The organism is Caballeronia choica, from assembly GCF_001544535.1.
Classification (GTDB): Bacteria; Pseudomonadota; Gammaproteobacteria; order Burkholderiales; family Burkholderiaceae; genus Caballeronia; species Caballeronia choica.
The window spans coordinates 1-24,777 of the sequence record NZ_FCON02000088.1 but is presented as its reverse complement, the minus strand read 5'-3'; the positions used below and the strand labels follow the sequence as shown (position 1 = coordinate 24,777).

The 24,777-nt window shown below is 63.7% G+C and carries 21 protein-coding genes and 1 pseudogene; 12 read left to right on the top strand and 10 right to left on the bottom strand.

The window, feature by feature from the left end:
• Nucleotides 1-115 precede the first annotated feature (115 nt).
• The 3 genes from AWB68_RS28940 to recG all read right to left on the bottom strand — a co-directional run bounded on the left by AWB68_RS28940 (nucleotide 116) and on the right by recG (nucleotide 3,828).
• On the bottom strand, nucleotides 116-298 hold the full coding sequence (locus AWB68_RS28940) for a hypothetical protein (protein WP_087647753.1): 183 nt from the start codon (nucleotides 296-298) through the stop codon (nucleotides 116-118).
• A gap of 220 nt (nucleotides 299-518) precedes the next feature.
• A complete protein-coding gene (locus AWB68_RS28935; RefSeq protein WP_087647752.1) occupies nucleotides 519-1,478 on the bottom strand; it encodes a hydrogen peroxide-inducible genes activator in 960 nt (319 codons plus the stop codon).
• A gap of 133 nt (nucleotides 1,479-1,611) precedes the next feature.
• The gene (recG, locus tag AWB68_RS28930; protein WP_087647751.1) at nucleotides 1,612-3,828 is read right to left on the bottom strand and encodes an ATP-dependent DNA helicase RecG; all 2,217 of its coding nucleotides are present in this window, start codon (nucleotides 3,826-3,828) and stop codon (nucleotides 1,612-1,614) included.
• Nucleotides 3,829-3,958: 130 nt separating this feature from the next.
• Here recG and queA point away from each other — a divergent pair, with 130 nt between their 5' ends.
• The 5 genes from queA (at nucleotide 3,959) to secF (ending at nucleotide 9,907) form a co-directional block, all read left to right on the top strand.
• Nucleotides 3,959-5,014 carry a tRNA preQ1(34) S-adenosylmethionine ribosyltransferase-isomerase QueA gene (gene queA, locus AWB68_RS28925; RefSeq protein WP_087647750.1) on the top strand — a complete coding sequence of 352 codons (1,056 nt, stop codon included), beginning with the start codon at nucleotides 3,959-3,961 and terminating at the stop codon, nucleotides 5,012-5,014.
• Nucleotides 5,015-5,085: 71 nt separating this feature from the next.
• Nucleotides 5,086-6,246, top strand: coding sequence for a tRNA guanosine(34) transglycosylase Tgt (gene tgt, locus AWB68_RS28920; RefSeq protein WP_087647749.1), 1,161 nt, complete (start codon nucleotides 5,086-5,088; stop codon nucleotides 6,244-6,246).
• 158 nt (nucleotides 6,247-6,404) lie between these two features.
• Nucleotides 6,405-6,734, top strand: a complete 330-nt coding sequence (gene yajC / locus AWB68_RS28915; protein WP_087647748.1) for a preprotein translocase subunit YajC — start codon at nucleotides 6,405-6,407, stop codon at nucleotides 6,732-6,734.
• 132 nt (nucleotides 6,735-6,866) lie between these two features.
• Nucleotides 6,867-8,939 (top strand): protein translocase subunit SecD, encoded by a 2,073-nt coding sequence (gene secD, locus AWB68_RS28910; RefSeq protein ID WP_087647747.1) that lies wholly within the window; start codon nucleotides 6,867-6,869, stop codon nucleotides 8,937-8,939.
• 17 nt (nucleotides 8,940-8,956) lie between these two features.
• Nucleotides 8,957-9,907 carry a protein translocase subunit SecF gene (gene secF / locus AWB68_RS28905; protein WP_087647746.1) on the top strand — a complete coding sequence of 317 codons (951 nt, stop codon included), beginning with the start codon at nucleotides 8,957-8,959 and terminating at the stop codon, nucleotides 9,905-9,907.
• A gap of 115 nt (nucleotides 9,908-10,022) precedes the next feature.
• Here the strand turns inward: secF and AWB68_RS28900 are convergent, their stop codons facing one another.
• From AWB68_RS28900 to AWB68_RS28885, 4 genes are all read right to left on the bottom strand, one after another.
• Nucleotides 10,023-13,532, bottom strand: coding sequence for an autotransporter outer membrane beta-barrel domain-containing protein (locus AWB68_RS28900; RefSeq protein WP_087647745.1), 3,510 nt, complete (start codon nucleotides 13,530-13,532; stop codon nucleotides 10,023-10,025).
• Nucleotides 13,533-13,751: 219 nt separating this feature from the next.
• Complete coding sequence (locus AWB68_RS28895) at nucleotides 13,752-14,330, bottom strand: YceI family protein (protein WP_087647744.1); 579 nt, start codon at nucleotides 14,328-14,330, stop codon at nucleotides 13,752-13,754.
• 26 nt (nucleotides 14,331-14,356) lie between these two features.
• Nucleotides 14,357-14,920 carry a YceI family protein gene (locus AWB68_RS28890; protein WP_087647743.1) on the bottom strand — a complete coding sequence of 188 codons (564 nt, stop codon included), beginning with the start codon at nucleotides 14,918-14,920 and terminating at the stop codon, nucleotides 14,357-14,359.
• Between the two features lie 126 nt (nucleotides 14,921-15,046).
• Nucleotides 15,047-15,610 carry a cytochrome b gene (locus tag AWB68_RS28885; RefSeq protein ID WP_087647762.1) on the bottom strand — a complete coding sequence of 188 codons (564 nt, stop codon included), beginning with the start codon at nucleotides 15,608-15,610 and terminating at the stop codon, nucleotides 15,047-15,049.
• Between the two features lie 449 nt (nucleotides 15,611-16,059).
• Between AWB68_RS28885 and AWB68_RS28880 the strand changes: the two genes are divergently transcribed.
• The 5 genes from AWB68_RS28880 (at nucleotide 16,060) to AWB68_RS28860 (ending at nucleotide 20,571) form a co-directional block, all read left to right on the top strand.
• On the top strand, nucleotides 16,060-16,764 hold the full coding sequence (locus AWB68_RS28880; protein WP_087647742.1) for a paraquat-inducible protein A: 705 nt from the start codon (nucleotides 16,060-16,062) through the stop codon (nucleotides 16,762-16,764).
• Nucleotides 16,761-17,450: a paraquat-inducible protein A gene (locus tag AWB68_RS28875; RefSeq protein WP_087647741.1), complete on the top strand. Its 690-nt coding sequence runs from the start codon at nucleotides 16,761-16,763 to the stop codon at nucleotides 17,448-17,450. Before AWB68_RS28880 ends, AWB68_RS28875 begins: the two co-directional genes overlap by 4 nt.
• The gene (locus AWB68_RS28870; protein WP_087647740.1) at nucleotides 17,443-19,098 is read left to right on the top strand and encodes a PqiB family protein; all 1,656 of its coding nucleotides are present in this window, start codon (nucleotides 17,443-17,445) and stop codon (nucleotides 19,096-19,098) included. The genes AWB68_RS28875 and AWB68_RS28870 overlap by 8 nt, the downstream gene beginning before the upstream one ends.
• Nucleotides 19,095-19,811 (top strand): PqiC family protein, encoded by a 717-nt coding sequence (locus AWB68_RS28865; RefSeq protein ID WP_087647739.1) that lies wholly within the window; start codon nucleotides 19,095-19,097, stop codon nucleotides 19,809-19,811. Before AWB68_RS28870 ends, AWB68_RS28865 begins: the two co-directional genes overlap by 4 nt.
• Nucleotides 19,812-19,959: 148 nt before the next feature.
• Nucleotides 19,960-20,571 carry a glutathione S-transferase family protein gene (locus tag AWB68_RS28860; RefSeq protein ID WP_087647738.1) on the top strand — a complete coding sequence of 204 codons (612 nt, stop codon included), beginning with the start codon at nucleotides 19,960-19,962 and terminating at the stop codon, nucleotides 20,569-20,571.
• 326 nt (nucleotides 20,572-20,897) lie between these two features.
• On the opposite strand, the gene AWB68_RS28855 is transcribed toward AWB68_RS28860, so the two are convergent.
• The 3 genes from AWB68_RS28855 to AWB68_RS28845 form a co-directional block, all read right to left on the bottom strand.
• Nucleotides 20,898-21,455 carry a TetR/AcrR family transcriptional regulator gene (locus tag AWB68_RS28855; protein ID WP_200828822.1) on the bottom strand — a complete coding sequence of 186 codons (558 nt, stop codon included), beginning with the start codon at nucleotides 21,453-21,455 and terminating at the stop codon, nucleotides 20,898-20,900.
• Nucleotides 21,456-21,584: 129 nt separating this feature from the next.
• Nucleotides 21,585-22,721 (bottom strand): tRNA 2-thiouridine(34) synthase MnmA, encoded by a 1,137-nt coding sequence (gene mnmA / locus AWB68_RS28850; protein WP_087647737.1) that lies wholly within the window; start codon nucleotides 22,719-22,721, stop codon nucleotides 21,585-21,587.
• Nucleotides 22,722-22,760: 39 nt separating this feature from the next.
• Nucleotides 22,761-23,243: an NUDIX hydrolase gene (locus AWB68_RS28845; protein WP_200828821.1), complete on the bottom strand. Its 483-nt coding sequence runs from the start codon at nucleotides 23,241-23,243 to the stop codon at nucleotides 22,761-22,763.
• Nucleotides 23,244-23,481: 238 nt separating this feature from the next.
• Between AWB68_RS28845 and AWB68_RS28840 the strand changes: the two genes are divergently transcribed.
• Both AWB68_RS28840 and AWB68_RS49720 read left to right on the top strand, forming a co-directional pair.
• The gene (locus AWB68_RS28840) at nucleotides 23,482-24,624 is read left to right on the top strand and encodes a Re/Si-specific NAD(P)(+) transhydrogenase subunit alpha (RefSeq protein ID WP_087647736.1); all 1,143 of its coding nucleotides are present in this window, start codon (nucleotides 23,482-23,484) and stop codon (nucleotides 24,622-24,624) included.
• Between the two features lie 69 nt (nucleotides 24,625-24,693).
• Nucleotides 24,694-24,777, top strand: a pseudogene (locus tag AWB68_RS49720) (NAD(P) transhydrogenase subunit alpha); the annotation flags it as partial.

The window sequence follows — 24,777 nt, the reverse complement described above, 5'->3', positions numbered from 1 at the left end:
GCCGTTCGAACGTTCGCCAGTTTATCTTAGAAACGTGGCGTATCTGATCGCCGGACAAGGCGGGTCGCCGGCTTGCGGCATGCCTTCATGATCTGTCGCAAAGCCGGCCCGCGACTCAAGCGAAAGCGCCCGCGCCCGCCCCGTGCAACGCGTCGGCCACGATCACGCCATAGGCCACCGCGATCATCCCGAAGCCGAGCGCGACACGCACGCCGCGCGATGCACGGCGACTCTTCGCGTCGATCCGGGATACCTCTCGTTCGATTGTCGTCAGCGCTTGCGTCATTGCCTGTGTCATGGAAATGCTCCTTGAGTCCTCGAGACGGTCACTTCATCGCGGCGTTGCCTCTCCGCCTTGTCGTGGAACCAAGCTTAACAAAATCTATTCTAATTTCTAATTCGATAAATTCAATCTATTCGATAGCCGGCAACCTTCTGCAAGGTCACGCAGGCGCACAACAACAAGGGATTTGCTTCGAGAAAGCCGCGCCCGGCTGGAAAGAGCGCGGCGTACCGTCTCAGTTGACGGCGACGGGCATGTCGAGCTTGTTGACGCCCGGCAGATCGCAGGCGGCGATGGCGTCGGAGATGGCGTCGATGGCCGGCATCCGCGTGAAACTCTTGCGCCACGCGAGCACGACGCGGCGGTCCGGCACCGGTTCATCGAACGCGACGTAGCTGAGCAACCCCGCATCGATGCCCGCGGCGTGCGGCTTCACTTCCTGCACCGACATGCGCGGCAGCACGGTAATCCCGACACCGCTCGCGACCATATGCCGGATCGTCTCGAGCGACGAACCTTCGAACGTCTTCTGGATGCCGTCGGCGTTCTGCGAAAAGCGCATCAGTTCGGGACACACGCCGAGCACATGGTCACGAAAACAATGCCCGCTGCCGAGCAACAGCATCGTTTCCTGCTTCAGATCCTCGGGATCGATCTTGCTGCGGTGCTCCCACGCGTGACCCGACGGCATCGCGACGACGAACGGCTCGTCGTAGAGCGAGCGCACCATCAGCCCGGTTTCGGGAAACGGCAGCGCCATGATCGCGACGTCGATTTCGCCCTGCTTCAGCAATTCGATGAGTTTCAGCGTGTAGTTTTCCTGCAGCATCAGCGGCATCTGCGGGACGGCCTTGATCATCTGCTTGACGAGCGTCGGCAGCAGGTACGGCCCGATCGTGTAGATCACGCCGAGACGCAACGGTCCGACGAGCGGGTCCTTGCCCTGCTTGGCGATTTCCTTGATGGCGAGCGTCTGTTCGAGCACGCGCTGCGCCTGGGTGACGATCTGTTCACCAATCGGCGTGACGCTGACTTCGCTGGTGCCACGCTCGAAAATCTGCACGTTGAGTTCGTCTTCGAGCTTCTTGATTGCAACCGACAAGGTCGGCTGGCTGACGAAACAGGCCTCGGCGGCGCGGCCGAAATGCCGTTCGCGAGCCACCGCGACGATGTACTTTAGTTCAGTGAGCGTCATTGGGGACCAATGAGAGACGTTGAGTCGATAGGTTTGACTTATACACCCGCGAAAGCGATTCGCCAACTGATCGGCCCTCGCGTGCCGCAGCCCGGTGAAATAGGGACCGACGGGAACGCACCGAGTTCAACGCCTAGGCTTTCAGGTACTGCTCGCGCGTGCCGAGCCAGCGCGCGAGATGCCGCGTGACCGCATCGGGGAATTCCTTGAGCATGTGATCCGCTGCGGCGCGCGCCGGGTCGATCAGCCAGCCGTCGTTTTCGAGGCTCGCGAACCGCAGCATCGCCTCGCCCGACTGGCGCGCGCCGAGGAATTCGCCTGGGCCGCGAATTTCCAGGTCGCGGCGGGCGATCTCGAAGCCGTCGGTAGTTTCGCGCATCGTTTGCAGGCGCGCGCGCGCCGTTTGCGACAGCGGCCCCGCATACATCAGCACGCACACCGACGCCGCGCTGCCCCGCCCCACGCGCCCGCGCAACTGGTGCAACTGCGCGAGCCCGAAGCGCTCGGCGTGTTCGATCACCATCAGCGATGCATTTTGCACGTCGACGCCCACTTCGATCACCGTAGTCGCGACGAGCAACTGCACTTCGTTGCGCGTGAAGGCGTCCATGACGGCGGCCTTTTCGGCCGGCGCGAGCCGCCCGTGAACCAGCCCGACGCGCAGTTCCGGCAGCGCGGCGACGAGCGTCTCGTACGTTTCCACGGCGGTCTGCAATTGCAGCGTCTCACTTTCCTCGATCAGCGGACACACCCAGTACACCTGGCGCCCGGTCAGCGCCGCTTCGCGCACGCGGCCGATCACCTCCTCGCGGCGGGCGTCGGAGACGAGCTTCGTCAGGATCGGCGTGCGGCCGGGTGGCAGTTCGTCGATGGTGGAAACGTCGAGGTCGGCGTAGTAGGTCATCGCCAGCGTGCGCGGGATCGGCGTCGCGGACATCATCAACTGGTGCGGCTGGAAATCGCGGGCACCGTCGGCGGCGTTCTGGGCTTTTGCGCGCAGCGCGAGCCGCTGCGCGACGCCGAAGCGATGCTGTTCGTCGACGATCACGAACCCGAGGCGCGCGAACTCCACCGCGTCCTGGATGATCGCGTGCGTGCCGATCACGAGTTGCGCCGCACCCGACGCGGCCGCTTCCAGCGCGGCGCGCTTGTCCTTCGCCTTGAGACTGCCGGCGAGCCACGCGACCGTTACGCCGAGCGGCTCCAGCCAGCCGCGCAGTTTGCGCGCGTGCTGCTCGGCCAGGATTTCGGTCGGCGCCATCAGCGCGGCCTGGTAACCGGCGTCGATGGCCTGCGCCGCCGCGAGCGCCGCGACGATCGTCTTGCCGCTGCCGACGTCGCCTTGCAGCAGGCGCTGCATCGGGTGCGGCAGCGTCAATTCCCCGGCGATCTCGGCAGACACGCGCTGCTGCGCGCCGGTCAGCCGGAACGGCAGCGTCTTCAGGAACCGCGCGGACAGCGATTCCGGCTCATCGAGCGAGCGGCGCGGCATGACGGGCGCGGCGCGCGTGCGGCGCTCCTCATGCGCGCGCTTGAGCGATAACTGCTGCGCGAGCAATTCCTCGAACTTGATGCGCGTCCACGCCGGATGCGTGCCGTCGACGAGCGCGGTTTCGTCGGAATCGGCGCGCGGGTGGTGCAGCGTTTTCACGGCGTCGAGGAGTTCGGGCAGGTTCAACGGCTGTAAATACGCGCGCGCGATCTTCTCCGGCAGCAGTTCCGGCAGCGACACGCGACCCAACGCGCTGTCGATGGCCTTTCGCAAATACGCCTGCGACACGCCCGCCGTGCTCGGATAAACCGGCGTGAGCGCTTGCGGCAGCGGCGTATCGTCGTCGACGGGGCGCAAGGCCGGGTGCACCATCTCCAGTCCGAAGAAGCCGCCGCGCACGTCGCCGCGCACGCGCAGACGCACGCCGACCGCCATCTGCTTGACCTGCGAGCCGTAGAAATTGAGGAAGCGGAGCGTGAGCTGGTCGCCGGTGTCGTCCTGGATTTTCACGAGCAACTGGCGGCGCGGACGGTACGTGATCTCGTTGTCGTAGACGACGCCTTCCGTCTGCGCGTTGTCGCCGGGAATCAGCTCGCCGATCGGGGTGAGCGTGGTTTCGTCCTCGTAGCGCATCGGCAGATGCAGCACGAGATCGATGTCGGACTTGAGGCCGAGTTTCGCGAGCTTCTCGGCGGGTTTGGTCGGCGCTGCGGGCTTTTTGGGCGCTTCCAGTGGCGCTACGCCGCCGGTTTTCGTCCGCCCGCGTGGCTTCGAGGGCTTCGATGCGGGCGTGCCGGTGTCGTCGGCTGCGTCGGGAGCGTCGGGGATCGAGGCCAGGCGGCGGTCGGACAAGGGCATCTAATCTCTTCGCAAGTACAATATCGGGTTATTCGTCGGCTTTGTCTGGCGCGGCAGCGCTTTCACGGCGGACTCGCGCAAGCCACGCCGTCCTGAACCGAGCAACCCTCCGCGCCTCCAACCGCTTCCCATGTTCACGCTTTCCGATTTCGATTTTAATCTGCCGCCCGAGTTGATCGCGCAAACGGCGCTCGCCGAGCGCAGCGCAAGCCGTCTGCTCGAGGTCGACCACCGCACGACGCCCGCCACGCTCACCGATCGCCAGTTCGCCGAATTGCCGGACCTGATCGACGCGGGCGACCTGCTTGTCTTCAACGATACCAAAGTCCTGAAGGCGCGTTTCCTAGGCCAAAAGGCCAGCGGCGGGCGGATCGAGGTCCTGATCGAGCGGCTGACCGGCGCGACAACCGCGCTCGCGCAGATCCGCGCGAGCAAGAGCCCGGCGCCGGGCACGGTGCTCACGCTCGCCGATGCGTTCGACGTGACCGTCGGCGAACGCGTCGAGCCGTTCTACACGCTGCATTTTCCCGCCGATTGCCTGACGCTGATCGAGCAATACGGCCGTCTGCCGCTGCCGCCGTACATCGAGCACGATCCCGATGCGTTCGACGAGACGCGCTATCAGACGGTCTATGCGGCCAATCCCGGCGCGGTCGCCGCGCCCACGGCCGGACTGCATTTCGACGCGAAGCTGTTTGAAAGGCTCGACGCCCGCGGCGTCGAGCGCGCGACGCTCACGCTGCATGTCGGCGCGGGCACGTTCCAGCCGGTGCGCGTCGAGAAAATTGCCGAGCACAAGATGCACAGCGAGTGGTACGAGCTTCCGCAAGCGCTCGTCGACAAGATCGCCGCGACCAAGGCGCGCGGAAATCGCGTGATCGCGGTTGGTACGACGTCGATGCGCGCGCTCGAAGCCGCCGCCCGCGATGCCGCGAACGCCGGGCGTCCGCTCGCTGCCGCGAACGCCGAAACCGATATTTTCATCACACCGGGCTACGCGTTTCGCGTCGTCGACCGGCTGGTGACGAACTTCCATCTGCCGAAATCGACGCTTTTGATGCTCGTCTCCGCGTTCGCGGGCATGGAAACGATCCGCGAAGCGTATCGGCACGCGATCGACGAGCGTTATCGCTTTTTCAGCTACGGCGACGCGATGCTGCTCACGCGGCAAGCGCCCGGCCAATAAACCAAGAAACCGATCAACCATTCCCCACCATTTGCGCCGGACTGTTTTCCGGTGGCACAGGAGCCTCCCAGATGACCGATGGTCATAATCCGCCCGCGAACGGCCTCAAGTTCGACCTTCTCACCACCGACGGCCAGGCACGCCGCGGCCGCCTCACGCTGAATCACGGTGTGGTCGAAACGCCGATCTTCATGCCGGTCGGCACTTACGGCACCGTCAAGGCGATCCAGCCGCGCGAACTCGAGGAAATCAAGGCGCAGATCATCCTCGGCAACACGTTCCACCTCTGGCTGCGCCCCGGCCTGGAGACGATCGGCGCGCACGGCGGCCTGCATCAGTTCATGAACTGGAAGCGCCCGATCCTGACCGATTCCGGCGGTTTCCAGGTCTTTTCGCTGGGCGAGCTGCGCAAGATCACCGAGGACGGCGTGACGTTCGCGTCGCCGATCAATGGCGACAAGCTGTTCCTCTCGCCGGAAATCTCGATGCAGATCCAGAAGGTGCTGAATTCCGACATCGTGATGCAGTTCGACGAATGCACGCCCTACGCGACCAACGGCGTGCCGACCTCGCACCAGGACGCCGCCGATTCGATGCGCATGTCGATGCGCTGGGCGAAGCGTTCCGTCGATGAATTCAACCGCCTCGGCAATCCAAACGCGCTGTTCGGCATCGTGCAGGGCGGCATGTTCGAGGATTTGCGCGAGGAGTCGCTGGCTGGCCTGAAGGACATCGGCTTTCACGGACTCGCGATCGGCGGATTGTCGGTCGGTGAACCGAAGGAAGACATGATGCGGGTGCTGAACCACATCGGCCCGAAGCTTCCCGCCGACAAGCCGCACTACCTGATGGGCGTCGGCACGCCGGAGGATCTGGTCGCGGGCGTGGCGGCGGGCGTCGACATGTTCGACTGCGTGATGCCGACGCGCAACGCGCGCAACGGCTGGCTCTTCACCCGTTTCGGCGACGTGAAGATCCGCAACGCGGCGCACAAGAACTCGCTGAAACCGCTCGACGAAACCTGCGGCTGCTACACCTGCGCGAACTTCACGCGCGGCTATCTGCACCACCTGCATCGTGTCGGCGAGATCCTCGGCGCCCAACTCAACACGATCCACAACCTGCACTACTACCTGCAGTTGATGAGCGAAGTGCGCGAATCGATTGAAAATCACACGTTCGACACGTTCCGCAAGCAGTTTCACGAAAACCGGGCGCGCGGCATCGATTAGCCAAGCCTACAAAACCATTACAATCAGCCGGGCACCGGAGGCTGGAACGCGCATTAACAGCTTGATCGCAAAGCGCTTCCAGCGCTGTCGCAACTTGGGCCGGTGGTAGAATATCCGGCTAATTTTCTGATCGTATCGTCAAAAACGGAGAGACCAACGTGTCGTTTATTTCCAATGCCTATGCACAAGGCACAACACTGGCCGGCGCGGAATCGAGCATCATGAGCTTCCTGCCGCTGATCCTGATGTTCGCGGTGCTGTACTTCATCATGATCCGCCCGCAAATGAAGCGCCAGAAAGAGCATCGCAACATGCTCGCCGCGATGGCCAAGGGCGATGAAGTGGTGACGAACGGCGGCATCGTCGGCAAGGTCACGAAGGTGTCGGATGCGTATGTCGGCGTCGAAATCGCCGAAGGCACCGAAATCACCGTCCAGAAGGCAGCCGTCACGACGATTCTCCCGAAGGGCACGATCAAGTCGCTGTAAGGCCAGTTTCTTTCGCGTCCGGCGCGGCCTCGCCTCTCCCGAGCCACCGTCAGCACCATCCGCCGGCTCGTCGCGCTCAAACGCCGGACGCCCCCCGCTCCTCAAAGCCAACTTTCCCGTTCGGCCATCCCCATGAATCGTTACCCCCTTTGGAAATATGCCGTGATGCTGGTGGCGCTCGTCATCGGCCTCGTCTACACGCTGCCCAATTTTTTCGGCGAAGCGCCGGCGGTGCAGGTGTCGAGCGGCAAGGCAACGGTCAAGCTCGATTCGTCCACGCTCGACAAGGTCGAGAGTGCGCTCGCGGCCAACCAGGTGAAGCCCGATGAAGTGACGTTCGACAATTCGTCGACCAACGCGAACATCCGCGTGCGCCTGAAAGACACCGACACGCAATTGCGCGTCAAGGACCTGCTGCAGAAAACGCTGAACAGCGACCCGTCGGACCCCGTTTATATCGTCGCGCTGAATTTGCAGGCTGCGTCGCCGCGCTGGCTCTCCGCGCTGCACGCGCTGCCGATGTACCTCGGCCTCGACTTGCGCGGCGGCGTGCACTTCCTGCTGCAAGTCGACATGGCGGGCGCGCTGAACAAGAAGCTCGACTCCGACGCCGCCGACGCCCGCGCCATGCTGCGCGACAAGAACATCCGCGATGGCGGCGTGAATCGCGTGGGGCAATCGGTCGTCGTCAATTTCTCGGATCAGGCCGTCGCGGACAACGCACGCCTGGCGCTCGTGGCGAGCGTGAGCGAACTGCAATGGGCGACGCGCGAGGGCGGCGACGGCTATCAGGTCGTCGGCACGTTCACGCCGGCGGCGCAAAAGCTCGTCGAAGACGGCGCGCTCAAGCAGAACATCACGACGCTGCATAACCGCGTGAACGAACTGGGCGTGGCCGAGCCGGTGATCCAGCAGCAAGGCTCCGACCGCATCGTGGTCGAACTGCCGGGCGTGCAGGACACGGCGAAGGCGAAGGACATCATCGGCCGCACGGCGACGCTCGAAGCGCGCCTCGCCGACCCGACCAACACGCACCCGAATCCGAACGACCCGGTACCGCCCGGCGACGAACTCTTCACGCAAGGCAACTCGACGCCGGTTCTGCTGAGGAAGCAAGTGATCTTCACCGGTGACCGCATCATCGACGCATCGGCGAGCTTCGACGAGCATCAGCGCCCGTCGGTGAGCATCCGTCTCGACGCGGCGGGCGGGCGCGCCGTGAGCAGCGTATCGCGCGACAACATCGGCAAGCCGATGGCGATGGTGCTGTTCGAGAAGGGCAAGGGCGAAGTGCTGACGGTCGCGACGATCCAGTCCGAACTCGGCGACCGCTTCCAGATCACCGGCCAGCCTACGCCGCAAGCCGCCACCGATCTCGCGCTGCTCTTGCGCGCCGGTTCGCTCGCGGCGCCAATGGACATCATCGAGGAACGCACGATCGGCCCGAGCCTCGGCGCGGACAACATCAAGAAGGGCTTCGATTCGGTGCAGTACGGCTTTGCCGCGATCGCCGTCTTCATGATCGCGTACTACATGCTGTTCGGTTTGATTTCGATGCTGTCGCTGTCGGTGAATCTGCTGCTGCTGGTTGCGATTCTCTCGATGCTGCAGGCCACGCTGACCTTACCGGGCATCGCCGCTATCGCGCTCGCGCTCGGTATGGCGATCGACGCGAACGTGCTGATCAACGAACGTATCCGCGAGGAACTGCGTAACGGCGCCCCACCCCAACTCGCGATCCAGAACGGCTTCTCGCACGCCTGGGCGACGATTCTCGACTCGAACGTGACGACGCTGATCGCCGGTCTCGCGCTGCTCGCCTTCGGCTCCGGCCCGGTGCGCGGCTTCGCGGTCGTGCACTGTATCGGCATCCTGACGTCGATGTTCTCGGCCGTATTCTTCTCGCGTGGTCTCGTGAACCTCTGGTACGGCGGCAAGAAGAAGTTGCAGACGCTCGCGATCGGCCAGGTGTGGCGTCCCGAAGGCGGCGACACCGCCGCTGCGACCGCGGCGTATCTCGCGCTCCAGCGCGGCGACGATTCCCCCGTCGACGAAATCATCCAGCCCGCCGTCAAGCCGAAGGCGAAGGCGCCGGTCCCGCAGCGTCCGGCCGGCCAGGCCGCTCCCGCACGCACCGGCAAGCCGGTTGCGCGCCGTCGCTCGGGTCCGGGCGTCGACCAAAAGAAACCGGGCTCGTCCCGCTGAGCCCCGGAGAATAAATCATGGAATTTTTCCGCATTCGTCGTGACCTGCCGCTGATGCAGCGCGCGTTGCTCTTCAACGCGATCTCGCTCGTCACGTTTCTCGCGGCCGTGTTTTTCCTCGTGCATCGCGGGCTGCACCTGTCGGTGGAGTTCACCGGCGGGACCGTGGTCGAAGTGCAGTATCCGCAAGCCGTGCCGCTCGAACCGGTGCGCGCCTCGATGGCGAAGCTCGGCTATCCCGACGCACAGGTGCAGAACTTCGGCACTTCACGCGACGTGCTGATCCGCCTGCCGCTGAAGCAGGGCCTGACCTCGGCGCAACAAAGCGAACAGGTCATCACCGCGTTGAAGGCGGACGACGCGCAAGCGAAGTTGCAGCGCGTCGAGTTCGTCGGGCCGCAGGTCGGCAAGGAACTCGTCACCAACGGTCTGCTCGCGCTCGCGTGCGTGGTGATCGGCATCGTGATTTACCTGTCGTTCCGCTTCGAATGGAAGTACGCGGTCGCCGGCGTGATCGCCAACCTGCACGACGTGGTGATCATCCTCGGCTTCTTCGCGTTCTTTCAGTGGGAGTTCTCGCTCTCCGTGCTCGCGGCGATTCTCGCGGTGCTCGGCTACTCGGTGAACGAATCGGTCGTCATCTTCGACCGGATTCGCGAAACCTTCCGCAAGCAGCGCAAGATGACGGTGATCGAAGTCATCAACCACGCGATCACGAGCACGATGTCGCGAACCATCATCACCCACGGCTGTACGGAAATGATGGTGCTCTCGATGTTCCTGTTCGGCGGCCCGACGCTGCACTACTTCGCGCTGGCACTGACGGTGGGTATTCTGTTCGGCATCTATTCGTCGGTGTTCGTGGCAGCCGCGATCGCGATGTGGCTCGGCGTGAAGCGCGAGGATCTCGTGAAGGAAAAGAAGACGAAATACGATCCGAACGATCCGAACGCAGGCGCGGAAGTTTGATTCTCGCGTTCGAGTCACGGTAAAAAGGCAAAAGGCCGGTTCTCGCGAACCGGCCTTTTGCTTTTCCACGCTCAAGCTCTTGGCGGCCAGCCAGCCGCCCGGGTTGCCTGGAACCTCAGAACGTCCTTTTGAATGTCACGTTACCTTCCACGCCTTGCGCGCCGGCGGCGCCCAACCTGCTGCGATAGCCACCGTCGATGGCAAGCGTCGTCGACTTGCCGAACCGTGCATCGACACCCGTGCCGGCGATCCACGTATTGCCCACGTTCGATCCGTTGAAGCGGTAGCCCGACAGGCTGACGGCCGTGTCGCCGCCCGCCACGCCTTCCAGGCCCGCGCGCACGTAGGGACGGACGCGATTGTCGCCGGCGCCGAAGTCGCGGCCCACGCGGGCGTCCACGCGACCGAGCGCGCTGGTTTGCGAGCCAAACTGCACGTCGATGCCATCGGCGTCGACGGTGTCGTTCAGGTTCACGTTGACCACGCCGAGCGTGAGCCTGCCATCGACGAACCAGCTTTTCGGCAATGCGCGGGCGTAGCCGGTTTCCGCCGCGAAGGTGTAGCCCATGCCCTTCGTCGATGCCACGTCGCGGCCGTTCGTGCTGAACGAGTCGCTGAGGCGGTCGATTTTCGCTACGCCGTCCACATAGGTGCCGTTGCTGAACCGATACGTCGCGCTCACGCCGCCGCCGATGCTGTCGAAGCTGCTGCGGCTCGCGCCATCCACCGCGTTGCTGGACGTGCGGCCCGCGCCGTATGCGCCGAACACGCCGAGCTGCACCGAAGCGCCGTTGCCGGATCTGCGCGTGTAGACGTCGGCACCCGCTTGCGCGCCGCCGGATTGCACGTCGAAATCGCTGCCGTACTGCATGAACGAGCGGTCCGTGTGCTGTGTGTAGTTGTTGCCATAGGTGCGAGCGTACGCGCCGCGTCCTGAACCGGCGCCGTCGTCCGCATCCATCGGCATGGCGCCGCTGCGCGCATGAAGCGTCGGCAGACCGTCGACCAGATGTTGCGTGAGCGCTGTCTTGGCAGCAAAGTACGACGGCGCCTGAGGCACGAGAAGCGAGCGCGTATCAGGTTTTGCGACGCTTTGCGTCGCGTTCAAGATTGCATCGCCGGGTTGAAGGTTCGCGTTGTTTGCGGGTGCGCCGGTGTCATCGGGTTTGGCCTCAGTGGTGGTGGTGCCGCCGTTTGTGCCATCAGTCGTAGGGTTCGTCGTGGCGATGGCCGTTCCGCCGGCCGTTGCACCGGACGTTCCGCCAGTCGTACCGCCAGTCGTACCGCCGTTTGTGCCGGGTGTACCGGGTGTACCGGTCGTTCCGCCAGTCGTCGTTCCCGTTGTGCCCGCCGAGCCAACTACGTCGCTTCCCTCCGGACTAGCCATCGAATGGCGGCCATCGGAAGGAGTGACATTGCCCGTCGTGCCCGAACCATTGTCGACAAAAGAACCGCCCTCGCTCACCTGCACGGCATTCAGCCGATAGTCCCAATAAGCATCGCCCGAACCGGCGACAAGCCGCTGCGCTGCGCTCGACGCGCCCGGCGCAGTCGCGCTCAGCCGATACTGCAGCGGCCCCACTGCCACATACCCGTTCTGCAACGCGAAGCTCTTCGCCGACGCGTTGCCGCCAACCTGAACCAGCGAGATTCCTTCGTTCGCGCCCGGCGTGGCGGCCGTGCTCGTCACCGCGCCCGCGCCTTGCGCGCGCACGTTGAGCGTCGTCGATCCGCTTGCGTCGCCCGCGATCAGCAGCCGGTCGGTTTTCTGATTCGACAGCGCGCCGCCTTCGTTGAGCGTCGTGTTGAGCGTCACCGACGGGTTGCGTCCATTGGACGCGCTCGCGTTCCAGCCGCCAGCGACATTGAGCGTCTTGAAAGTGCCTTCAGACGACCGCACGAAATCCACCGAGCCGCCCGCCATCGACGCGCTCGCCACATTCGCATCTCCGTTCACGTTCCAGACGGCATCGTCGGAAACGGACAGCGCGCCGACATTGCGTGCCGCGCCCGTCCATGTCGCGGCGCGATTGAGCGACACGTCCACCGAGCTTTGCGCATCGGCCGCAATGTCGCCGGACAGCGTGACGTTGTCAGTCGCGCTTAGCGAGACGGCCGCGTGACTGCCTGCTGCGTCCGTCGTGACTTCGAGCAACGTGATGCCGCTCAGTTGCGCGTCGCCGTCCGCGTGGACATCGAGCGATGCCCCATCGACGCGGACCGCGCTGCCCTGCGCGCTTTGGATACTGCCGCCGGTCAGCGAGACCGAATCGCGCGCGCCGGACGCATGCTGAGCATTGGCGAAGAGGCCGTGCGCACTTTCGCCCGTCGCCATGAGCGTCGTATGCGTCATCGTGACACCGCCCGATCCGGAAAGCACCGCGCCGTGGCTCGCCGAACCGGAAGTGTTCACCGTGGTGTCGCTGAGCGCGAGCGTCGCCCCCGATGCCGCCATGACGCCTGCGCTCTGCGCGCCGGTCGTCGTTATGCTGCCGCCACTCACGACTGCCGATGCGCCCTGCTGCACCGACACGCCGAGCGACTGATCGCCCGACGTGGCGAGTGTCGTGGCATGTGTGGTGAGCACCGTGCCAGCGTCGGATGCGCCCATCGCGGCGGCGCCCTGACCACTGGTGGCGATGCTGCCGCCCGTCGTATCGATCGTGCCGCCGGAGAGGGCTGAAACGCCGGATGCGCGCGCGCCCGTCGTTTGAACTTGCGTCTCCTGCAGCGTGACGTGCCCGGTGTTGAGCGCCGATGCGCCGAAGGCGTCATCGCCATGTGTCGTCACTGAGCCGCCGGAGAGGGAGATAAGCGAGTCCGGCAAGGTGGAAGTAAGGTTTCGTCCATCCGACAGCAACCCGTGACTGCGAGCACCGGACGTCGTAATCGAACTGTCGTCCAGGCCGATCGTGCCGACGACATTGCCGCCCGCGATAGTTTGCGCGCCGTACGCATCGTCGCCGCTGGTTTTCACCGTGACATTCGAACCGTCGATCACACCGACGTACGCCACAAGCCCGCCCGCATTCTTGCCGCTCGTCTCGACAGCGGTGCCGTCGAGTTCGATGCTATTGAGCGACGCCGATGTATTCGCATATGTGCCGGATGCCAGAACGGCCATGCCGGAGGGACGACTGCCGGAACGCAGTCGATCGGCGTCCCCGGTGGTGGTCGCGGAGCCGCCTCTCACCTTGACGGTCGCGCTGGTGTTCTTCGATCCGCTCGTCATGATGCCGCTTCCGTTATAACCGGTCGCCGTGACGACGCTATCGGAAATCGAAAGTGTCGCATTGGTGGCCACGCTGACGCCCGCGCCTTTGTTCGTCGCGGAACTGGCCGTCACTCCGTTCGCGACAAGCGATGTGTTCAAGCCCGTTACGCTGATTGCGTAGCTCGAAGTCCCGGCATCATATGCCGTGCCGGATACCGCATGCGCCTTGCCGTCGTTGAGAATGAACGCACTCGCCGCCATCGCTGGCGCGGGAAGCACCGATGCAAGAAGCATCGCGCTAACTGCAATCTGAATCGGCCGGCGCAGCCACAATTCGCCGTTGCCGCGCGGCGCGGCCTGCTTCCGTACATTAGCCGATACCGTGAGACCAACGTCTGATGCGATTTTCATGCTGCACTCCTTGAGCCGATCGAATCGGTCGCGGCATCCGCCGTTTCCTGACTATTTCGAGATGACTCAAGGATAAGAATCGGGGCATTTTTGAGATATCGGACTGTTCTTAGTTAAATACGCATATTCTGAAATTGTCCGAATCAAGAAAAAACCCGCTTCGGCGCAAGACGCGCGAAGCGGGTTTCGGTCCAGCGAAACTCGGCAGGAACAGAAGCCTTACTGCTTGATCCCTTCCGTCTGGATATGCAGCGTGGTCTTCAGGCTGAAGCCGTACGACTTGCCGTAGTCCATGCCGAAATCGCCGCGATCGAACACCGCCGACGATTCCGCGCCGCACACTTCCTTCTTCAGCATCGGATTCTGGAAGCACTTGAACGATTCGATCTTCAGGTTCAGCGGCTTGGTCACGCCGTGCATCGTCAGCGTGCCCTCGACTTCCACGGGCGTGTCGCCATCGAACTTGATCGACGTGCCCTTGTAGACGGCCGTCGGATACTTGGCGACGTCGAAGAATTCGGCCTTTTGCAGATGCTCGTTGAGCTTCTCGTTGCCGGTGTTGATCGACGACGTGTCGATCGTCACGTTCACCGTGCCGGTCTTCGCCGCGCGATCGAGCGTCACCGTGCCGCTCGACTTGTTGAACTTGCCGCGCCACGTCGAGACGCCGCCGAAGTGGTCCGCCTCGAAGCTCGGATACGTATGGTTCGGGTCGAGCTGATACGTGTCGGCCGCCATCGCGTTAAGCGACATACCGGCGATCAACGCGCCCGCTGCAATCAAAAGTTGCTTCTTCAAGTTCTTCTCCTGGATGTGTGTGCCGCTCACTTCTTCGCGGCGACGATGTGAAATTTGATGACGACGTCGTCCGCCACCACCGAGGTGTCCTTCCATTCGCCGGTTCCGACGTCGAATTGCGTGCGCTTGATCGGCAGCGTGCCGTCGAAGGTTTCCGTCGCGCCCTGCTGCGTGACCGTGACGGGCACCGTGACTGTTTGCGACTTGCCCTTGATGGTCAGCTTGCCGGTGACCTTGTACTGGTTCGTGCCCGCCGGCGCGATGGCCGTGGAGGCGAACGTCGCGGCCGGATACGTCGCGCTGTCGAACCATTCCTTGCCGCGGACCTGCTTGTTGTATTCGTCGTCGCCGAGGTCGTAGCTGCTGGTGTCGAGCGAGATGTTCGCGGTGCCCGCCGCCGGGTTGGCCGGGTCGAAGCTGATCTGCGCGGTGAACTTCTTGAACTTGCCGTCGACGGGCACGGCCATCTGCTTCGACGTCGCGATGACGGTGCTCTTTGCCAAATCGACTTGCGCATGCGCGGCAACCGCCGCACCGAGCGACGTGGCGGCGACGCCCGCCAGAATCCAACGATAGAGATTCGCTTTCATGTTTGCCTTGTTAGATGAAGCAAAAAGTACAGCCAAAAGTTTGCAACCCGTATTGGAATGCAAAAGACGGTGAAAACAATCCGCAGCCGGGAAATGCGCCGCCAACGGACGGGAAACAGTCGACGGCTACTTGACGAACGGAATCATGCGTCCGAGCAGTCCGTCACGATCGACGAAATGGTGCTTCAGCGCCGCGAGCACGTGCATGACGACGAGCGCGAGCAGCACGTAGTTGAGCCAGACGTGCACCAGGCGCAGCGTGCCTTTCAGCGCCTGGTCCGGTCCGATGATGGTCGGCAGCGGCAGCACGCCGAGATAGACCACCTGAATGCCCGCCGCCGAACTGTAGAAATAGCCGGACACGGGGATCACCAGCATCAGCAGGTAGAGCATGAAATGCGTGACGTGCGCCGCGCCCTTTTGCCAGCGCGCGATGCCTTCGGGCATCTCGGGCGCGCGATGCGTGGTGCGCCACAGGACCCGGACCGCCGCCAGCATGAACACCGTCACGCCGATCCACTTGTGCCACGAGAAGTACTTCAGCTTCGTCGGCGTGAAGCCCGGGATGTCCGTCATGATCCAGCCGAGCCAGAAGCCGCCCACGATCAGCAATGCGATCAGCCAGTGAAGTCCGATTGCCGTGCCGCTGTAGCGCGTCGTCGTCGGCGTGAGGTTTGTGCTGCTTTCCATAGTGGACCTGACAGAAGGATTGCGAAAAAAACCGGCCCGCTCGCGCCGACCGACATTCAAGGCCGCATCGTACCCGAACGGCAGCGAGCCGGCATGAGCGCCGAAAACCGTGGCCGGCGAGCGGCGCACGCCCGCCAGCATTGGGTTTCGCGGGTTTTCTGCGCTCATTCTGGCAGCCGCGTTCTGCCGCTGCAACGAACTATTGCACTCATGCAACGGTCCGAACGGACACCCCGCGCCGGCCTGACGGCAGATTCATGGAACTAAACGAACGAATCCGCGCATTCATTCCGATTCCGTCGACACATTCACTCGAACGAGCCGGTCCGGCGTCGGCCGCGCGCCATTTGTTACCATGCGCACAGGCCCGCCGCTTGCTTGTTCCGCCGCTTGCCGGTGAATCGCGGCACTTTGCAACGCACGCTTCTGGAGCCTCGGCGTCTCAACCCATGAATGAAGCAGAAGAGAACAAACCGCTCGATCTGATCGCGTGTCACGAATGCGACGCGCTGCTCGCCAGGCGAAGTCTGCCGCTTCACACGACTGCCAATTGTCCACGCTGCGGCACGGTGCTGTATCGCGGCGTGTCGCAGCATCTCGACCGCGTCGCCGCGATGACGCTCGCCGCCCTGTTCACCTTTCTCATCGCGCAGGCGTTTCCGATCGTCGAACTGGACGCGAACGGCATCATCTCGCAGACGACGCTGATCGGCGCAATCGTCGCGTTGTGGGACGAGAACATGCAGATCGTCGCCGTGCTGGTGTTCTGCTCGACGATCCTTTTTCCGTTGTGCGAACTCGTCGCGCTGCTCTACGTGCTCATTCCGCTGCGCGCGGGCTACGTGCCCGCCGGCTTCAATCTGGTCTTGCGCGCGATCCAGGCCGTGCGCCCGTGGGGAATGATCGAGGTGTTCATGCTCGGCGTGCTCGTCACGCTCGTGAAGATGGTCAGCCTCGCGCGCGTGATTCCCGAAGCCGCGCTCTTCGCGTTCGGCGCGCTCACGCTGATGATCGCGGTCGTCGTGAGCTTCGATCCGGGCGCGCTCTGGAATATCGCCGAACGTCTGCCGAGGCGGCGGGCCGCGCGCGTCCGGGCAAAACGCATGCGCAAAGAGAGAAACGCAGTCGCTTCCGCTACGAGGCACGAGCCATGAACGAACCTGTCGAATCGGGCCAGCCGGGCGCGGCCGCGGCCGCGGCCGAGCCGCACTACACCACCGCGTCGCGCGCGGGTCTCGTCGCGTGCCATTCGTGCGGACGCGTGCAGCCGCTCGCGTACACCGTCGAAAGACAGCGCTGCGCGCGCTGCGACGCCACGTTGCACCGTCGCAATCCCGACAGCCTTGCGCGCACGTGGGCGCTGCTCATCACGGCCGCGATCCTCTATATCCCCGCGAACCTCTATCCGGTGATGCACACGGCGTCGATCCTCGGCTCGGAGGACGACACCATCATGAGCGGCGTCGCGCTCTTCTGGAACGACGGCGACTATCCGCTCGCGGCGGTGATCTTCATCGCCAGCATCCTCGTGCCGATGCTCAAGCTCGGCACGCTCGCGTTCCTCGCGTGGAGCGTGCAGACGCGCTCGACCTGGCGGCCGCGCCAGCGCACGACGTTGTATCGCGCGGTCGAACGCATCGGCCGCTGGTCGATGCTGGATGTCTTCGTCATCACGCTCACCGTGGCGCTGGTGCGTTTCAGATCGCTTGCCGTCATCACGGCTGGCCCGGGCGCGCTCGCGTTCGCGTCAGTCGTCGTGCTGACGATGCTCGCTTCCATGCAATTCGATCCGCGACTCATGTGGGACAACATCGAACCCTCAGGAAAGAAATATGACTAGTCCGCAAGGGCCGAACGAGCCTCGCAACGATTCCCCGAACAATGGCGGCGGCGGCTTGCCCCCCAATCTTCCCGAGCCGGTGATCGAACCGCGCAGCCGCTGGCTGCCGTCGCTCGTCTGGGTGATTCCGCTCGTCGCCGCGCTAGTGGGCGTGCTGCTCGTCGTCAAGACGGTCGCCGGGCGCGGACCGACCATCACGATCAGCTTCGTGAGCGCCGAAGGCCTCGAACCCGGCAAGACCAAGCTCAAGTACAAGGACGTCGACGTCGGCACGGTCAAGACGATCACGCTGTCGAAAGACCATGCGCGCGTGCTCGTCGACGTGCAGCTCACCAAGGAAGCGTCCGACTTCGCCGTGAAGGACACGCGCTTCTGGGTCGTGCGGCCGCGCGTGGCCGCGAGCGGCGTGAGCGGGCTCTCCACACTGCTTTCGGGCGCCTATATCGGTGTGGACGCGGGCAAGTCGCAGCAGGACCAGACGCAATTCGTCGGCATGGAGACGCCGCCCGCCGTCACCGGCGACCAGAAAGGCCGCCAGTTCACGCTGCACGGCGAGTCGCTCGGCTCGATCGACATCGGCTCGCCGGTCTATTACCGGCGCGTGCCGGTCGGCCAGGTGGTCGGCTTCAATCTCGACAAGGACGGCACCGGCGTCACGATGACGGCCTTCGTCAATGCGCCTTACGATCAGTACGTCGGGACGAACTCGCGCTGGTGGCACGCGAGCGGCGTCGACCTGCGGCTCGATTCGAGCGGCCTCAAGCTCAACACGCAGTCGCTCGCGACCGTCGTCCTCGGCGGCATCGCGTTCCAGACACCGCCGAACCAGCAGGCCGGAACGCAGGCAAAGCAGGACGCGAAGTTCCGCCTCGGTTCCGACGAAGCCGACGCGATGCGCGATCCCGACGGCGAGGCGCTGCGTGTCGTGATGAACTTCAACCAGTCGTTGCGCGGCTTGTCGGTGGGCGCGCCGGTGGACTTCCGCGGCATCGTGCTCGGGGAAGTGACGAACATCGGCATCGAATACGATCCGAAGACGCAAAGCTTCATGATGCCCGTCACGCTGAACCTGTATCCCGACCGCCTCGGCAAGCGGGTGCGCGAATCCCTGCCGGCGCCGGGCAGCGACGCGAGCGGGGCATTGCTGCAGCGCCTCGTCGCGCATGGCTTGCGAGGACAATTGCGCACCGGCAATCTGCTCACGAGCCAGTTGTACATCGCGCTCGACCTCTTCCCGAAGGCCGCGCCGGCGAAGGTGAACCTGGACGCCGATCCGCTCGAACTGCCGACCGTGCCCAACACGCTCGACGAACTGCAACTTCAGGTGGCCGACATCGCGAAGAAGCTCGACAAGATTCCGTTCGACGAGATCGGCGCGAACCTGAACAGTTCGCTGAAGAACGCGAACAGCCTCTTCAAGCAGCTCGATACGCAGGTCGCGCCGGAAGCGCGCAACACGCTCACCGCCGCGCGCAAGACCTTCGCCGACGCCCAGTCGACGCTGCAGCAGGATTCGCCGCTGCAGTCGGACGTTCATCAGGCGCTGCAGGAACTCACGCGGACGCTGCAATCCCTCAATGCGCTCTCCGACTATCTGGAACGGCATCCGGAATCGTTGCTGCGCGGTAAATCAGGAGACAAACCATGAAGTTCGCCTCGGGGTTCGGCGCATTGTTGACGATGGCGGGCGCGCTCTCGCTGCTGGCGGGCTGCGCTTCCTCGCCGTCGAGCCGCTTCTATACGCTCGGCGGCGACGCGCCGGCGGCCTCGACGATGCCGGCGTCGTTCTATATCGAAGTGCCGCCCGTCGACATGCCGCCGCAGGTCGCGAAAAGCCAGCTCGTCGTGCAGACGAGCGCCGCGCAGGTGCAGGTGCTCGAGCAGGAGCGCTGGTCGTCGCTGCCCGCCGACGAGGTGCGCCGCGCGCTGTCGTCCGACCTGACGCAGCAACTCGGCGCCATCGACGTGTACAACACGCCGCGCCCCGATTCCGTGCCGGTGTATCGCGTGAAGGTGAACATGCAGCGGTTCGAGTCGTGGCCGGGCGCGCAGGCGGTGATCGATGCCGTCTGGAGCGTGCGCGCCGCCGGTTCGCAGGCCGTGCTCACGTGCCGGACGGTCGTGCGACAGCCGGTCGGCGACGGCTACGACGCGCTCGTCGCGGGGCATCGCAAGGCGGTCGACCAGCTTGCTAACGAGATTTCCGCGGGCGTGCGCGAGGTGAGCACCGTCCCGGCGATGGCGGCGACGGACGAGCCTGCTTCGTCGGCGAATGCCACCGCGAAAAACGCCAGGGTGCGGGCGCCCGCGGCTTCGTCGCGTGCTTTGCCTTGCCCGGTGGCGAAGGCGTCGGCGGGTTGAACAAGTGGGCTGATCGAGCCGCATCGGCCAGTGGCTGGGTGTTGTCGCCCAGCCACAACGCCGTCATCTCGAAATCTCCTTGGCGTCAGTGCGGGCGGTTAAGATCATTCCCACGACCAATCTCCCTGAAAACCCGCAAAAAGAAGAGATGATGAAACTGATCGGTTCGCTTGCCAGCCCGTTTGTCCGCAAGGCGCGGATTGTGATGGCGGAAAAGAAAATCGACTGCGAACTGGTGCTCGAAAACGTCTGGGCGCCCGATTCAAAGATCCACAATTTCAACCCGATCGGCAAGGTGCCGTGCCTCGTCCTGGACGATGGCGAAGCCGTGTTCGATTCGCGCGTGATCTGCGAATACGTCGACACGCTGACGCCCGTCGGCAAGCTTCTTCCGCAGGAGCGGCGCGAGCGCACGGAAGTGCGCTGCTGGGAAGCGCTCGCCGACGGCATGCTCGACGCCGCCGTGCTGATCCGGCTCGAATCCGTCCTGCGCGAGGAAGCGCATCGCAACGCCGCGTGGGTCGCGCGCCAGCAGCACAAGGTCGACGACGGTCTCAAGGCGATGGCCAAAGGGCTCGGCTCAAAGCCGTGGTGCTCGGCGAATCATTTCACGCTCGCCGACATCGCCTGCGGGTGCGCGCTCGGTTATCTGGATTTCCGCATGCCTGAATTGGAATGGCGGGATAAGTATCCGAATCTGGACAAGCACTTCCAGCGTCTTTCGCAGCGCCAGTCGTTTATCGATACGTTGCCGAGTTGAGCGGGGTTGTTGTCCGTCTTGAGCAAAAAGCCACCCGAGCGGTGGCTTTTTTGCATCGGCTTGCGTCGCTCGATGGGTTGGATGGTTAAATATTGGCGAGCTTTCCCAAAATTCATCTACTCATAGATAGGTTGCCGCGCGACGGCGCATGAATTTGAAAATGAAAGCGTCCGTCCCAGCGCCGTCGGACCTTTCGACTCCCCACATCTACGGACAAAACGCCATATCAAGATACCGGATCGACAAAATCCGCCAAAATCTACCTATCTAAAGATAGACAATTTCCCCTTGAGACTCGAAGTTATCCACAAGCTTATCCACAGCACTTAACGTTTGACGATTTGAATGACTTCATCGAGCCGTGCTCTTGCCTGAAACAGCCGCGACGCCAGCAAACTGCCCTGGAATGCAGCGAAAAGCGCCCGAGCCGAGGCTTCCGGCTGGCCGTTCGCATTTAACGTCCGCTGAATTTCACCTTCGGCGAGCACTTTCGCGAGCCAGTTCTCGTTGGCCCTGAAGAACGCCTGAACCGCCTGACGCACCTTGTCCGGCAACGACGCGATATCAGCGGAAAGCACGCCGCACAAGCAAACCTGATCGCCCTCGCCGGCAATCCTCGCCATCACCTTCGCGTATCGGTCGAGCTTTTTGTCGGCGGGAGCGGAACTGTCGATGGCGTAAATCGACGACATCAAATCCGCGCTGTAGGTGTTGACCGCCTCGAACGCCAAGTCCTCCTTCGACGGGAAGTAATAGTGGATGCTCGAAGTCTTTACGCCAACCAGCGCCGACAGATCGCGATAACTGAAGCCGTTGTAGCCGCGCGTCATCAGCAGGTTTCGGGCGTGGTCCAGCAACTGGTCGCGTACGGTATGTTTGTCCATCAGCGGATGATTATCTACTACTAGGTAGACGGTCAAGCGCTTGTATCAAAAAGCTTTATCAAAAAGGACTTCCGCGCCGAACGCTGCGAACCGGTTGGAAAAAGCGGGCCGCCGCCCGCTATCCAACGACTACCGCGCCGCCAAAAGCGCCGCCTCGCCCGCATGCGCGGCGGGCAAAGCCGTCGCGGCGTGCTCGATGATGCCGCCGCCCAGGCACACGTCGCCTTGATACAACACCGCCGACTGTCCCGGCGTCACGGCCCATTGCGCTTCGTCGAAACGCAGTTCGAAGCGGCCATCCGCCGCCGTGCCGAAGCGGCACGGCGCGTCGGCCTGTCGGTAGCGCGTCTTCGCGCCGTACGCCGCGCCTTCCTCGGGCGCCCCGCCCGCGACCCAGCTCGTATTTCCCGCGACGAGCGTGCTCGCGAGCAGCCACGGGTGATCGTGGCCCTGCACGACGTACAGCGTATTCGTCGCCATGTCCTTGCCCGCGACGAACCACGGCTCGCCGCTGCCTTCCTTCGCGCCGCCGATGCCGATGCCCTTGCGCTGCCCGAATGTGTAGAACGCAAGACCGATGTGTTCGCCGACCGTCTTGCCGTCGGGCGTCTTCATCGGACCGGGCTTGGTCGGCAGGTAACGGTTCAGGAATTCGCGGAACGGCCGTTCGCCAATAAAGCAGATTCCGGTCGAATCCTTTTTCTTCGCATTTGGCAGGCCGATCCGGGCAGCGATCTCGCGCACGCGCGTCTTCGGCATTTCGCCGAGCGGGAACAGGGTCTTCGACAATTGCTGCTGGTTCAGCCGATGCAGGAAGTACGACTGGTCCTTGGTCGAATCGGTGGCCTTGAGCAACTGGAAAAGCCCGTCCCGCTCGCGCACGCGGGCGTAGTGGCCGGTCGCGATGGTTTCGGCGCCGAGCGACATCGCGTGATCGAGGAATGCCTTGAACTTGATCTCGGCGTTGCAGAGCACGTCGGGATTTGGCGTGCGGCCGGCCGAATACTCGCGCAGGAACTCCGCGAACACGCGGTCCTTGTATTCGGCGGCGAAGTTGACCGCATCGACGTCGATGCCGATCAGATCCGCCACCGAAACGACGTCGATCCAGTCCTGGCGCGTCGAGCAGTATTCGCCGTCGTCGTCGTCTTCCCAGTTCTTCATGAAGAGACCGACGACGTCGTAACCCTGCTCCTTCAGCAGCCACGCGGTCACCGACGAATCGACGCCGCCCGACATGCCCACCACCACTTTTTGCTTGCTCATGTTGCTACCGATTTGCCGTGGGCGCCGGGCGTCGGGGGTTCAGGCCCGCACCACTGGCGCTACCGAATGCGTATGAATGAAGTCGAGCGGCACGCGCCGCCCGGAAAGGTAATCGTCGACGCACTTCATGACGAGCGGCGTCCGGTGCCGCGCGGCGCAGGCGCGCAGTTCGTCGACGGTGAGCCACATGGCGCGGACGATGCCGTCGTCGAGCGCGCGGCCCGCGTCTTCGCCCGTCGTCGTGCCGCAGAACGTGAACCGCAGGTACGTGACGCTGCGGCCGGGGCGCTCGAAATGCGTCATATAGGCCCCGACGAGCGCCTCAGGCACGAACCGATGCGCCGTTTCTTCCAGCGTCTCGCGGATCACCGCATCGGCGAGCGTCTCGCCCGCTTCGAGGTGACCGGCCGGCTGGTTGATCCGCAGCCCCGCCGAGGTGTGTTCCTCGATCACGAGAAAGCGCCCGTCCCGCTCGACGATGGCCGCCACCGTCACGTGCGGGGCCCAATGGTCTGGTTTCATGGGTCGCTATTTTACCGTTTCGGGCACTTTCACGCCCGTGACACCAATGCCTGCACAATCTTGCGCCGGAAAACAAGGTGCAGAAATGCGCCAAAGAAGTGCCGGAACAGATTTTTGCACAAGCTTTCTTCGGTTAAAGTTGCGGGTAGCCGTCTACCCAGCATTTGAATACCAAACTCAGCCATATCCTCACGCCTCTTCACGGAACGCGTGCGTAAAAACACTGGAGGATTCGAAGATGCACATCGGAGTGCCTGCTGAAACGCGGGCGAACGAGGCGCGTGTCGCCGCTACGCCCGAGACGGTCAAGAAGCTCGTGTCGCAAGGTCACCGGGTCACGGTGCAAAGCGGCGCGGGCTTGCCGGCAAGCTATATCGACGATGCTTACGCCCAGGCGGGCGCCGAGCTGGTCGATGCGAATACCGCTTTTGCCGCCGAGATCGTTCTCAAAGTCCAATCCCCGAGTGAGGCCGAATTGCCGTTGCTGAAATCTGGCAGCGTGCTGGCCGGCATGCTCGATCCCTTTAATACGGAAAACACCGCTCGACTGGCTTCGGCGGGAGTCACCGCGTTTGCGCTCGAAGCTGCGCCACGTACGACGCGCGCGCAAAGTCTCGACGTGTTGTCGTCGCAGGCCAATATCGCGGGATACAAGGCGGTGCTGGTCGCGTGCAATCTGTATCAGCGCTTCATGCCGATGCTGATGACCGCCGCCGGGACTGTGAAAGCCGCGCGCGTGCTGGTGTTGGGCGCGGGCGTCGCGGGCTTGCAGGCGATTGCGACCGCCAAGCGCCTGGGCGCCGTGGTCGAAGCGTCCGATGTGCGGCCGGCCGTGAAGGAGCAGATCGAATCGCTGGGCGCCAAGTTCGTCGACGTGCCGTTCGAAACCGATGAGGAACGTGAAGCAGCGGTCGGCGTCGGCGGTTACGCACGCCCGATGCCGCCAAGCTGGCTCGCACGGCAGGCCGCCCAAGTGCACGAACGTGCCAAAGCGGCCGACATCGTGATCTCCACCGCGCTGATTCCCGGTCGCCCCGCGCCGACGCTTTTGTCTGTCGAAACGGTCAAGCACATGAAGCCAGGCTCGGTGATCATCGATCTCGCGGCGGGACGCGGCCCTGAGTATGAAGGTCGCAAGGGCGGCAACTGCCCGCTGACCGTCGTCGATGAAGCGGTGATGAAGCATGACGTGCATATCGTCGGCTATACCAATCTTGCCTCGATGGTCGCCGCCGATGCTTCAGCGCTCTACGCACGCAACCTGCTCGACTTCCTCAAGCTGATCATCACGGAGGAAGGCACGCTCAACATCGATCTCGCGGACGACATCGTCGCGGCCACGCTTCAGTGCCGCGATGGACAAGTCACGCGGCCGGCCTGACCGCAACTACCTTGCATGGGACCAGAGTAAGGCGCTAAAGCGCCAACTCTGGTCGACACGGAGAGACACATGGAAGTGGACATCATCAACCATACGGTGATCAACCTGATCATCTTCGTGCTGGCGATCTACGTCGGCTATCACGTGGTGTGG

What these genes read in the sequence shown, in the direction of transcription:
- AWB68_RS28940 (WP_087647753.1), bottom strand. Translation starts at nt 298, where the DNA reads ATGACACAGGCAATGACGCAAGCGCTGACGACAATCGAACGAGAGGTA.
- AWB68_RS28935 (WP_087647752.1), bottom strand. Translation starts at nt 1,478, where the DNA reads ATGACGCTCACTGAACTAAAGTACATCGTCGCGGTGGCTCGCGAACGG.
- recG (WP_087647751.1), bottom strand. Translation starts at nt 3,828, where the DNA reads ATGCCCTTGTCCGACCGCCGCCTGGCCTCGATCCCCGACGCTCCCGAC.
- queA (WP_087647750.1), top strand. Translation starts at nt 3,959, where the DNA reads ATGTTCACGCTTTCCGATTTCGATTTTAATCTGCCGCCCGAGTTGATC.
- tgt (WP_087647749.1), top strand. Translation starts at nt 5,086, where the DNA reads ATGACCGATGGTCATAATCCGCCCGCGAACGGCCTCAAGTTCGACCTT.
- secD (WP_087647747.1), top strand. Translation starts at nt 6,867, where the DNA reads ATGAATCGTTACCCCCTTTGGAAATATGCCGTGATGCTGGTGGCGCTC.
- secF (WP_087647746.1), top strand. Translation starts at nt 8,957, where the DNA reads ATGGAATTTTTCCGCATTCGTCGTGACCTGCCGCTGATGCAGCGCGCG.
- AWB68_RS28900 (WP_087647745.1), bottom strand. Translation starts at nt 13,532, where the DNA reads ATGAAAATCGCATCAGACGTTGGTCTCACGGTATCGGCTAATGTACGG.
- AWB68_RS28890 (WP_087647743.1), bottom strand. Translation starts at nt 14,920, where the DNA reads ATGAAAGCGAATCTCTATCGTTGGATTCTGGCGGGCGTCGCCGCCACG.
- AWB68_RS28885 (WP_087647762.1), bottom strand. Translation starts at nt 15,610, where the DNA reads ATGGAAAGCAGCACAAACCTCACGCCGACGACGACGCGCTACAGCGGC.
- AWB68_RS28880 (WP_087647742.1), top strand. Translation starts at nt 16,060, where the DNA reads ATGAATGAAGCAGAAGAGAACAAACCGCTCGATCTGATCGCGTGTCAC.
- AWB68_RS28875 (WP_087647741.1), top strand. Translation starts at nt 16,761, where the DNA reads ATGAACGAACCTGTCGAATCGGGCCAGCCGGGCGCGGCCGCGGCCGCG.
- AWB68_RS28870 (WP_087647740.1), top strand. Translation starts at nt 17,443, where the DNA reads ATGACTAGTCCGCAAGGGCCGAACGAGCCTCGCAACGATTCCCCGAAC.
- AWB68_RS28865 (WP_087647739.1), top strand. Translation starts at nt 19,095, where the DNA reads ATGAAGTTCGCCTCGGGGTTCGGCGCATTGTTGACGATGGCGGGCGCG.
- AWB68_RS28860 (WP_087647738.1), top strand. Translation starts at nt 19,960, where the DNA reads ATGATGAAACTGATCGGTTCGCTTGCCAGCCCGTTTGTCCGCAAGGCG.
- AWB68_RS28855 (WP_200828822.1), bottom strand. Translation starts at nt 21,455, where the DNA reads ATGGACAAACATACCGTACGCGACCAGTTGCTGGACCACGCCCGAAAC.
- mnmA (WP_087647737.1), bottom strand. Translation starts at nt 22,721, where the DNA reads ATGAGCAAGCAAAAAGTGGTGGTGGGCATGTCGGGCGGCGTCGATTCG.
- AWB68_RS28845 (WP_200828821.1), bottom strand. Translation starts at nt 23,243, where the DNA reads ATGAAACCAGACCATTGGGCCCCGCACGTGACGGTGGCGGCCATCGTC.
- AWB68_RS28840 (WP_087647736.1), top strand. Translation starts at nt 23,482, where the DNA reads ATGCACATCGGAGTGCCTGCTGAAACGCGGGCGAACGAGGCGCGTGTC.